This is a genomic window from Halomonas sp. (genome assembly GCF_041689495.1).
Classification (GTDB): domain Bacteria; phylum Pseudomonadota; class Gammaproteobacteria; order Pseudomonadales; family Halomonadaceae; genus Halomonas.
Genome location: NZ_JBDNGD010000230.1, coordinates 1 through 9,665 on the forward strand (window position 1 = coordinate 1; position 9,665 = coordinate 9,665).

Annotated in this window: 7 protein-coding genes; 1 reads left to right on the forward strand and 6 read right to left on the reverse strand. The window is 63.4% G+C overall.

Annotation, left to right across the window (positions count from 1 at the left end; genetic code table 11):
- The 6 genes from ACESMD_RS08185 to ACESMD_RS08210 form a co-directional block, all read right to left on the reverse strand.
- The coding region (locus ACESMD_RS08185; protein WP_372612079.1) for a GGDEF domain-containing protein at window positions 1-529 on the reverse strand (529 nt) is incomplete at its 3' end.
- Between the two features lie 402 nt (window positions 530-931).
- Window positions 932-2,767: a putative bifunctional diguanylate cyclase/phosphodiesterase gene (locus ACESMD_RS08190; RefSeq protein WP_372612081.1), complete on the reverse strand. Its 1,836-nt coding sequence runs from the start codon at window positions 2,765-2,767 to the stop codon at window positions 932-934.
- Between the two features lie 173 nt (window positions 2,768-2,940).
- A complete protein-coding gene (locus ACESMD_RS08195; protein ID WP_372612083.1) occupies window positions 2,941-3,108 on the reverse strand; it encodes a hypothetical protein in 168 nt (55 codons plus the stop codon).
- A gap of 11 nt (window positions 3,109-3,119) precedes the next feature.
- Window positions 3,120-4,283, reverse strand: coding sequence for a beta-aspartyl-peptidase (iadA, locus tag ACESMD_RS08200; RefSeq protein WP_372612085.1), 1,164 nt, complete (start codon window positions 4,281-4,283; stop codon window positions 3,120-3,122).
- A complete protein-coding gene (gene cphA / locus ACESMD_RS08205; protein WP_372612087.1) occupies window positions 4,280-6,916 on the reverse strand; it encodes a cyanophycin synthetase in 2,637 nt (878 codons plus the stop codon). The genes iadA and cphA overlap by 4 nt, the downstream gene beginning before the upstream one ends.
- Complete coding sequence (locus ACESMD_RS08210; RefSeq protein WP_372612089.1) at window positions 6,913-7,761, reverse strand: cyanophycinase; 849 nt, start codon at window positions 7,759-7,761, stop codon at window positions 6,913-6,915. Before ACESMD_RS08210 ends, cphA begins: the two co-directional genes overlap by 4 nt.
- Window positions 7,762-8,305: 544 nt before the next feature.
- Between ACESMD_RS08210 and ACESMD_RS08215 the strand changes: the two genes are divergently transcribed.
- On the forward strand, window positions 8,306-9,619 hold the full coding sequence (locus ACESMD_RS08215) for a serine hydrolase (protein WP_372612091.1): 1,314 nt from the start codon (window positions 8,306-8,308) through the stop codon (window positions 9,617-9,619).
- Window positions 9,620-9,665 lie beyond the last annotated feature (46 nt).

A 9,665-nucleotide genomic window follows, 5' to 3' on the forward strand; every position in this document is an offset into this window, starting at 1 on the left:
CTACGTAGCCGAGGGTGGAGTTGATGGCATCGAAATCGTCGATATCAAGGATGAGCACGGCATGACCGTGGTGTGGTTCCTTCCATGCGGCGGCGATTTCCGTATCCAGATAATGGCGATTGGGCAGTCGGGTCAGCGGATGGGTGAAGGCTGTCTGTCGGAGCTTGCTCGCCGCATGGCCGGCATAGACGGAAAGCGATGCAATCAACACCAGGGTGATGGCCAGTGCCACGGCCAGGGAAAAAGTCGTTTCCCAGCTGGCAGCCTCACCATAGCCCGATCCGAACAAACGCTCACCAGCCACCAGCAGGGAAATACCGACAACAATGGATAATGCGGCTCCACGGGCACCGAAGGTATAGGAAAGCAGGGCAACGGGGGCTACATACACCCACCAGAGCAGGTGCGAAGGTGGTCCTAAGAGCCCTATCATCAATGGGTGCAGTGCCGGCACGGGGACAAACAACACGGCAAGCATGCCTGCTTGTATACTTTTGACCTTGGTCGTTGTCGTTTCGGTTATGCGCATCGGACTTCTCCTTCCCAGGTAGGCTCGGAGACCTCCAGCTTTCAGGTTCTTCACCATATCAAGTGGATTCGGCCTGATCCGATAGCCACCTTACGGTACTGTCGTACGGTTGGTATTATCCTTACGATACGCAGGCTGATGGGATGTCATTGACCGCCTTCCAGTAACCAAGCCTCCCGACCCTTTGTACCCTCTGGAGGGTACGTGCATAGGCCTGCCATTCTTCCAGGGTCGAGGGGGCGTCGGAGATCCGGGAAGCCGAGGCACTGTCGTTTCGGGATCTTGGGTTTGACGGGGGTCGAGGCATGGTGACTCCCACAGGGATTGAGGAACGACTATCGAGACGAGAGACGCAGGGAATGCCGTCTCCATCGGCAATGACATGTCATGTGTCCTACCCGGTCACCTGGCTCCCGCTCCGGCGTGTCCTAGCCAGGTCGCGAGGAAAGCCAGCGCCTTGTCGGCCTCGACGGGCCGGCTGAACAGATAACCCTGCAGCGCATCGCAGCCCAATTGATGGAGCAGCTCGTGCTGCGCCTGATGCTCGACACCTTCGCCAACGACCTTCATGCCGAGGCCGTGGGCAATGCCGATGATGCCCTTGACCAGACCGACTGCTGCTCGGTCGTGGGGCAGGTCATCGATGAAGCTCTTGTCGATCTTGAGTGCATTGATAGGCAGCCGTTTCAGATAACTCAGCGAGGAATAGCCGGTGCCGAAGTCATCCAGGGCCAGGGCGATGTCGTGATCCCTGAGGCGGCGCATGGTCTGGACCGCCTGGTCGATATCGGTGAGCAGGCTTTCCTCGGTGAGCTCCAGCGTCAATCGTTCCGGCGCCAGGTCGTGTTCCTCGAGCGTCTGGAGGATATGCTCGACAAAATTCGGCTGATAGAACTGGTTGGCGGGAATATTGATCGCCATCCGCAGGGGGGGATCGCCCGGCTTGAGAGGCCAGTCCGTCGCTTTCTCGCAGACGACCCTGAGCGACCACTCCGTCAGTAGCCGTGACAAGAGGGGATTCTTTTCGGCTATCGGCACGAACTCCTCCGGACTCACATTGCCCAGTTTCTTGTCCTGCCAGCGCGCCAGGGCCTCGAAACCGATCACGCCACTGCCGTCGGCGAGCACGATGGGTTGATAGTGCTGGGCCAGCTTGCCATTCAGCAGGGCCGGTTCCAGGCGTTGCTCTATCCAGTGCCGGCGTTCAGCACTGGCCTCCGTGCGATGGGTGAAGACATGCATGCCTTCGTGGGTTCGGGGGCCCTTGAGGGCAGCCCTGGCCCGTTCCAGCAGGTCATCGGGGTTGGCGCCGTCATCGGGAGAGACGCTGATGCCGACATCAATGTCCGGCCGTAGGGTATGGCCCTCAATGTCGATCGGCATGTTCAGCTTGTTGACGATGGGCGTTACCACGCTGAACAGATCACGCACGGCGAACAACGAGATGACCGCAGCGAAGCGATCATGGTTCATGTGACCCGCCGCCAGTATCTTGATGTCCGGGGCCGTCAGGCGGTCCGCCAGGCACTGCAGGACGGCGTCTCGGTTGCCACGCCCATGGATGCGACTGATCTCGTCGAGATTGTTCACGCACAGGTGCAGGACCGCCAGGTAGTGGGCCTCCGTGTCGGCCAGGCGAATCAGATTGTCCAGGGTGTCCCCGAAGAGGGTCTCGTCGGGAAGCCCCGTCCGGGCGTCACGTTGAGTCACACGACTCACCTGGTGGCGGACGTTGACCAGTTCGGCGCAGAGATGGATCTGTTCCTCGACGATGCTGCCGAAGGTCATCAGCCAGGAACGCTCCACGAAGGTGATCTCTCGCGGCGTCGTGTCGCTGATGCAGAGTGTTCCGATGGGATGACCGGTCGGGCCGCGCAGCACAACGCCGGCGTAGAAGCGGATATGCGGGGCCGACACCACCGCCTTGTGAGTACGGAAAAAATCATCTTCCAGGGCGTCGGGAATTTCCAGGTAGTCATGCGCCAGGGCATGGACACAGAAGGAAAGCTCGAGCGAGGTTTCACAGGCCTCCAAGCCCACCGACGACTTGAACCATTGTCGATTCTCATCGATCAGGGAAATCAACGCCGTGGGGACATTGAATATCTGAGATACCAGACGGGTATAGCGGTCGAAGCGTTCTTCCGGCGGGGTGTCCAGGATGTCGAGCGCGCGGAGTTCGGCAAGCCGGGCGCGCTCGTCGGTGTTGAGGGTGCAATGCGAGGTGTTGTCGTCCATGAGGCTTTCCTGCTTGGAGCTTATGAGAATGAGCCAACCGAAGGAAAAAGCATCCCTAATCGATGTAAGGGCAAGATCCTCTCCTTCCATGCTGTCGGCAGCATCGCTGGCATGGAAAAAACGGTTCCGGGCTCTTGTCTTGAATCAGTTCAAATCGCCAGTCGCACTTGAAGTCAGCCATATCCTGTTTTGTGCTGCACTGCAACTCCCTTAAACAGATCATTAATACTGGTAATGTGCAATAAAAAATACGGGTTTTGATGGGTTGTGGTCTGGAAATCAGTGTCAAAACCACCGAGACCCACCGCGCCGACATCATGCGTCACCTTGGCGGGCGTCACACGGCTGGCCGCTAGTCAGCGCTGTAGACGCCTCGGCCGTCGATGAAGGTCTGGCGTGGCTGGAGATCTCCGTCGAGCAGAGCCACGTCGGCGTCATGGCCCACGGCCAGGCGGCCTTTCTGGCCATGTAGGCCGAGTACCCGCGCGACATTCCCCGAGATCAGGCCGAGTGCCTGCTCCATGGGCAGCACGCCCTCGCGTACCAGGCGCTGCCAGTCCGCGATGAGGGCGGTGTTGCGCGCCACCCGCATGCCGATATAGGCGCCCTGGGTGTCGAACTCGGGCAGGCTGCCGTTGCAGTCGGAGCTCATGGTGATGCGCTCGACGGGAACGCCGCGAGCGAGCAGCCGCGACACGGCGTCGAAGCCGGACAGGCCCTCGCCGGGGTCATCGAAGGCGGTCACATCCACGTTGGCGTTGAAGGTCAGCGCATAGTCGGCGGCCTCCTCGAGCAACTGGCGGTGACGGTTCACGTGAGTCGGGATCACCTGGTCAGCGGGGATCTCGGTCTCGGTGAGCAGCCGGCGCAGCGGTTCGAGGCCGCGCTGGCCGTCGCCGAGATGGAAGTGGCAGATGCCGCGCTTGCCGGCCAGCATGGCGCCGACCCGGGCCTCGCTGACCAGTCGCTCGATCTCGTCCTGACGCGGCTGGCTGGAGCGATGATCCGAGATGGCCAGCTCGCCCAGACCGATCACCTCGGGGATCCAGGCCAGGTCGCGCTGCACGTCGCCGGTAAGGGTCGGGGGTGGCACACGATAGGATCCCGTGTACATGTAGGCCGAAATGCCTTCGGCATTGAGCCCGCGCACCTTGGCCAGCAGATCCGCCGGTGAGCGGCTGATGCCGTCGGTGCCCAGCACCCCCACCACGGTGCCGATGCCCATGGACGCGATCTCGTGGGCGGTGATCTCCGGGCAGCGGGTGCCGCAGCCCCCCTCGCCACCCCCGCCGGTCACATGCACGTGCTGGTCGATGAAGGCGGGAACGGCGACGAGATCACGCGCCTCGACGACCCGGACCGGCCAGCCCGTCGGGACCTCGATATCCCGCCCCAGGGCGGCGATCCGGCCGTCGGCGATCAGGATATCCTTGGCCTCGAGCGGTTCCGGCGCGAAGATGCTGCCGACTCGCAGCAGGGTCAGCAGCCTGTCTCCCCGGGGTTCGGAAGGCATCATGGCTGCTCACCGCCTGGCAGCGTCGCGGCGGCTGACCGGAAGCGACGGCCCTTGAGGCGCTCGATGGCGCCATCGACGTCATCGATCAGCAGCACCAGAAGGTCGCCTTCGCTTGCCTCATCGAAGGCCCTGTCGACGGCCTGCTGCTCTTCCATGATGACCTCGACCCGGCAGGCGCCCGGCACCGACTCGGCCCCTTCGCGCAGCAGACGAGCGGCGTCACCGGGGGCGCGTCCGCGGGGGTCGGTCTCGTAGATGAAGACGATGTCGTGCATCCGGGCGAGCAGGGTGCCCAACGTGAACAGGTCCTCGTCGCGGCGATTCCCCGGGGCGCTGGCCACGCTGAGGCGTCGCCGGGCCGGAATGCAGCCGACCAGTTCGCTCAGGGCCTCGAGTGCCGGGACATTGTGGCCGTAGTCGATCAGCACCTTCATGCCGTCGGCGTCGATGAGGTTGGTGCGGCCGGGATTCTGCCCGGGAGTGGGGTGGAAGGTCTGCAGGCCCATCTGGATGTCGGCGATGGACAGGCCCAGGGCATAGGCAGCGGCACTGGCGGCCAGGGCGTTGGCGACATTGAAGCGGGCATGGCCCTCGAAGGTGATGGGTACGTCCACCACCGGGATCACCTCGGCCTCGACATGGCCCTGGCGCATCACGAGGCGTTCGTTGTGCACGGTGAAGGCCACCCCGTGTTCGCGGACATGCTGACGAACGGGGCGCGAGTCGGGGTCCAGGGTGAAGAAGATGATGTCGCCCCGGGCCCACTCCTGGCCTTCCAGCACTCGGGGGTCGTCGGCATTGAGCACGGCCGTCCCGCCCTGGCGGACGGCATCGATCACCACGGTCTTGCAGCGGGCCAGTTCATCGAGGGTATGGATGTCGTGCTCGCCCAGGTGGTCGCTGGCGATGTTGAGCAGCACGCCCACGTCGCACTCGTCGAACCCCAGGCCGCGGCGCATGATGCCGCCACGGGCGACCTCGAGCACGGCATACTCGACGGTGGGCTCGCGCAGCACGATCGCGGCCGCCTGGGGGCCGCTGTAGTCGCCGCGCATGATCACATGGTTGTCGATCTCGATGGCCCCGGTGCAGGCCATGCCGACGTTGCGACCCGACTGTCGCAGCAGGTGCGAGAGCAGCCGCACCGTGGTGGTCTTGCCGTTGGTGCCGGTGACCGCCGCGACGGGAATGCGCCCCGTGGCCTCGCTGTCGGGGAACAGCATGTTGATCACCGGGCGACCCACATCACGGCCCTCCCCGTGGGTGGGCGAGAGGTGCATGCGAAAGCCGGGCCCGGCATTGACCTCGACCACGGCGGCGGACTGCTCTTCCAAGGGCCGGGTCAGGGTCTCGGCCAGCAGGTCGATACCGATGATGTCCAGCCCCACCAGCCGCGCGATGCGCTCCGCCGCGTAGCGCACCTCTGGATGGACATCGTCGGTGACGTCCGTGGCCGTGCCCCCAGTGCTTAAGTTCGCCGTAGCTTTAAGAAAGGCTATCTCGCCAGCCGGGATCACGCTCTGCAGGGTCAGATTCTGCTGACCGATTAGCCGTAGCGACTGTTCGTCCAACTGGATCTGGGTCAGCAGGTTCTCGTGGCCGATGCCGCGACGCGGGTCGCGATTCTCCTCGTCGACCAGGGCCTGGAGGGTGGCGACTCCGTCGCCGACCACATGGGCCGGGCGACGCCTGGCGGCGGCCACGAGCGTGTTGTCGATGACCAGCAGGCGATGGTCCTCACCCTTGATGTACTGCTCGACGATCACCGAGGGATCGCGATTGGCGGCGATGTCGAAGGCGTCGCGCAGCGACGGGTCATCCTCGATGTTGGTGCTCACGCCCCGGCCATGGTTGCCGATGACCGGCTTTACCGCGACGGGATAGCCGATGTCGCGCGCGATGTCGAGGGCGTCATCGACGGTGGAGCAAACCTGGCCCCGGGGCACCGGGATGCCGGCATCACCGAGCACCTGCTTCGTCCAGTTCTTGTCGTCGGCGATGCCGAAGCCGATCATGTCCGTATGGCCGGTCACTGTGGCCTGGATACGCTGTTGACGGTGGCCGTGACCGAACTGGATGTAGCTGTTTTCCTCGCTCAAGCGGGTATGGGGAATGCCACGCTGGTTGGCGTCGTCGACGATGGCGGCCGTGGAGGGCCCCAGCATGTGGGCGTCGCGCACCTTGCGGAGGCGGTCGATGATGGCCGGCATGTCGATCGCCTCGCCGGCGAAGAGACGCTCGACGAGGTCGACGGACTCGGCGCCGGCGGCCAGGCCGCAGGCCTCATCGCGGTAGCGGTAGACCACGTTGTAGATGCCGGTGTCATAGCTGTCGATGGTCTTGCCGTAGCCCACCGAGAAGCCGATCAGGTTCTGAAGCTCGATGGCGACATGTTCGACGACATGGCCGGCCCAGGTGCCGCGCGCCAGCCGCTCCAGGAAGCCGCCGGGGCGGCCCACCGAGCAGCGGTGCTCCTGCAGGGTCGGCAGCAGCGCCGTGAGACGCTCGACGATACCGGGGACGAGATCGCTTGGTGTTTCCTCGAGCTTCCCGATGTCCAGGCGCATGAAGATCGCCGGATAGCGGCTGTAATAGTTCGGGCCGCGCAGGGCCCGGTGCTCGAGAATATTCATCGACTCTCCGTGAGAATGGCGCCGAGTTCGTGGGGGACGAGATAGCGCCGCGCCTCGACGTCGAAGCCGTGCCCGCTGACCATCGCATGGAGAATCATGTTCTCGATGGCCACCGGTTCGCCCATGGAAAGGTCGGTGATGTTCGAGCTCGCCAGGTCCCGGCTGTCGATGAGGATGACATGCCCCGGCCCGATGGCCTCGAGAATGCCGTGGGGGTGGATGATCACGCCGGCATCCTCGCTGATGCCCACCCCCAGGTGTTCCGGGTTGCTGGCCCCGATCTCCATCAGACGTGTGAAGCGGCCGCGCTCGAGGAAGTGACTGTCGATGACCAGGCCATCGACCAGCCCGAGGCCGAAGGTCATGTTGACCGCCCCCTTGCGCAGGGCATCCGCGGAGGCGCCGTTGTAGATCATGGTCCCGGGCATGGCCGCTGCGCCGGCACTGGTTCCGGCCACTACTGCGCCGTCCTGCAGGCGTTGGCGAATGGCATTCAGAACCGGGGAGCCACCCAGGACATTGGTCAGGCGCAGCTGGTCACCGCCGGTGATGAAGATGACGCCGCTCTGCTCGATCAAGCGCACCGTGTCGGCATCGGCTGCCTCCTGGCGGTCGCGGATGCCCAGCGAATGGACACGGCTGGCGCCCAGGCGAGAGAAGGCGGCGTCGTAGTCGGGCAGGACCTGGTCGGGGATGCTGCTGGCCGTGGCGATGACCGCGACCTCCTGGTTACCCGCAGGGGCCAGGTCGAAAACCTTGTTGAGGATCTCGAGCTCGGATGTCCTGTCCTCGGCACCACCGATGGCCACAAGGGGGCCGGATGCCGATGAGAATGGAGAAGTCATAGTCCTTTCGTCGCCCAGCGACGCCTTGTGAGAAAACGCTGAAGCGGTATCCATACGGATGTCTTGCCGATATGCCGTGGTGCTTGCAGCTTACCCTTTCACTTATAACAGCCATCCAGACACTTGACACGCGTTGAAGGCTCATTAATGACGGCCAGGCTCGGACGCTTCCACGCAACGATACTGATGAGTGTGCTGATTTAATCGGCAACAGGGCGTTGGGCATGTCAATGAGGGATGGATCATCCGGACGGGCAGTCGTGATACTCGAGAGCCTGTCGCCACTTTTGGCGCTATCAATCTGGTGTCGATAGTGCTTTGCGACCTGACTGCGGCCTTCACGCTGGTGGTCGGGGTCGGAAGTGGTAGGCAGCGGATGAGGGGATAATCTTGCTTTAAAAGTGTGAAGTTACCCAAAAAGCCCGTTATTCCTCGTTTAAACCCCTGTACAGTCCTGGTTTACTGTTCATAATGCGTATTAGCAATTGCACAATCGACTCCAGGTAATTCAGAGGGAACGCAGATGGTGACCAATACGACAATAATGAGATGGCGCCATACCGTGATGGCACTTACGCTCTTCACTTGCCTGGGGATGCTTGTCGCCACCCCGGCGTTGGCCAATCCTCGTTATGCGGCCATCGTGGTCGATGTCGAGAGCGGCCAGGTGCTGCACGCAGCCAATGCCGACGCGACCCGCTATCCGGCCTCGCTGACCAAGATGATGACCCTCTACCTGGTGTTCGAGGCGCTGGAGAACGGCAGCCTGACCTGGCGGCAGTCGTTGCCGGTATCGACCCATGCGGCCTCCATGCCGGCCTCCAAGCTCTACATCAAGGCCGGTTCGAGCATCGCCGTGGAGGATGCCGTGAAGATCCTGGTGGTGCGTTCGGCCAACGACGTGGCCGTGGTGATCGCCGAGGCGCTGGGTGGGAACGAGGCAAACTTCGGCCGCATGATGACCGCCAAGGCCCGCGAACTGGGCATGCCGGCCACCCGGTTCCGTAATGCCTCGGGGCTCCCCGACAGTGGCCAGACCACCACGGCGCGGGAGATGGCAACGCTCTCGATTCGCCTGATGCAGGATTTCCCGCAGCACTACCACCTCTTCTCCACCAAGAGCTTCACCTACAAGGGCAAGACCCACAAGAGCCACAACCGCCTGGTGGGCAGCTACCCCGGTGCCGATGGCCTGAAGACCGGCTTCATCCGTGCCTCGGGCTTCAACGTCGCCACCTCCGCGGTGCGCGACGGCCGTCGCCTGCTCTCGGTGGTCATGGGTGGCTTTACCGCCCAGTCCCGCGATGCCCACATGGCCGAGCTTCTCGACCGCGGCTTCGTGAGGGCCTCCCTGTATGATCGTGGCGACTGGATCGCCCAGGCAGACTTTTCCGGCGATGTCATGAGCGGCACCAGTCACCTGCCTGCCTCCGCGCCTTCCACGCCCGTGAGCGAGCCATCGAGCATGGTGGCCAGCCTGGATAGTTCGGCGACGACCTATACGAGACGCCCTGGGGTCGAACAGGGCTCGGCAGACGACCCCATCCGAGAGTTGATTACCCGAACCAGCCATTCCTTCAGCCCTGTCGATACCTTCAGCACCCAGACAGGCGGTGACTGGGGTGTCCAGGTGGGCGCCTTCAGCAGCGCCGACCAGGCCCGCACCCTGGCCAATCGTGCCGCCGACCGCCTGGCCTTCCAGATGAGCGGTGCTCGGATCACCGTGGCCGAACACCAGGGTGACCACAAGGTCTTCCGGGCACGCCTGGTGAACCTGCAGGAGAGCCAGGCCTATGACGCCTGTCGCAGCCTGGTTCAGGAGGGCATGGACTGCATGGTGGTCAACGCCGGGCTCTGACGGGAAATCGCCTGTTGACCCTTGTCGTTTCTCGGCCGACCCTCTA

What these genes read in the sequence shown, in the direction of transcription:
- ACESMD_RS08215 (WP_372612091.1), top strand. Translation starts at nt 8,306, where the DNA reads ATGAGATGGCGCCATACCGTGATGGCACTTACGCTCTTCACTTGCCTG.
- cphA (WP_372612087.1), bottom strand. Translation starts at nt 6,916, where the DNA reads ATGAATATTCTCGAGCACCGGGCCCTGCGCGGCCCGAACTATTACAGC.
- ACESMD_RS08190 (WP_372612081.1), bottom strand. Translation starts at nt 2,767, where the DNA reads ATGGACGACAACACCTCGCATTGCACCCTCAACACCGACGAGCGCGCC.
- ACESMD_RS08210 (WP_372612089.1), bottom strand. Translation starts at nt 7,761, where the DNA reads ATGACTTCTCCATTCTCATCGGCATCCGGCCCCCTTGTGGCCATCGGT.
- iadA (WP_372612085.1), bottom strand. Translation starts at nt 4,283, where the DNA reads ATGATGCCTTCCGAACCCCGGGGAGACAGGCTGCTGACCCTGCTGCGA.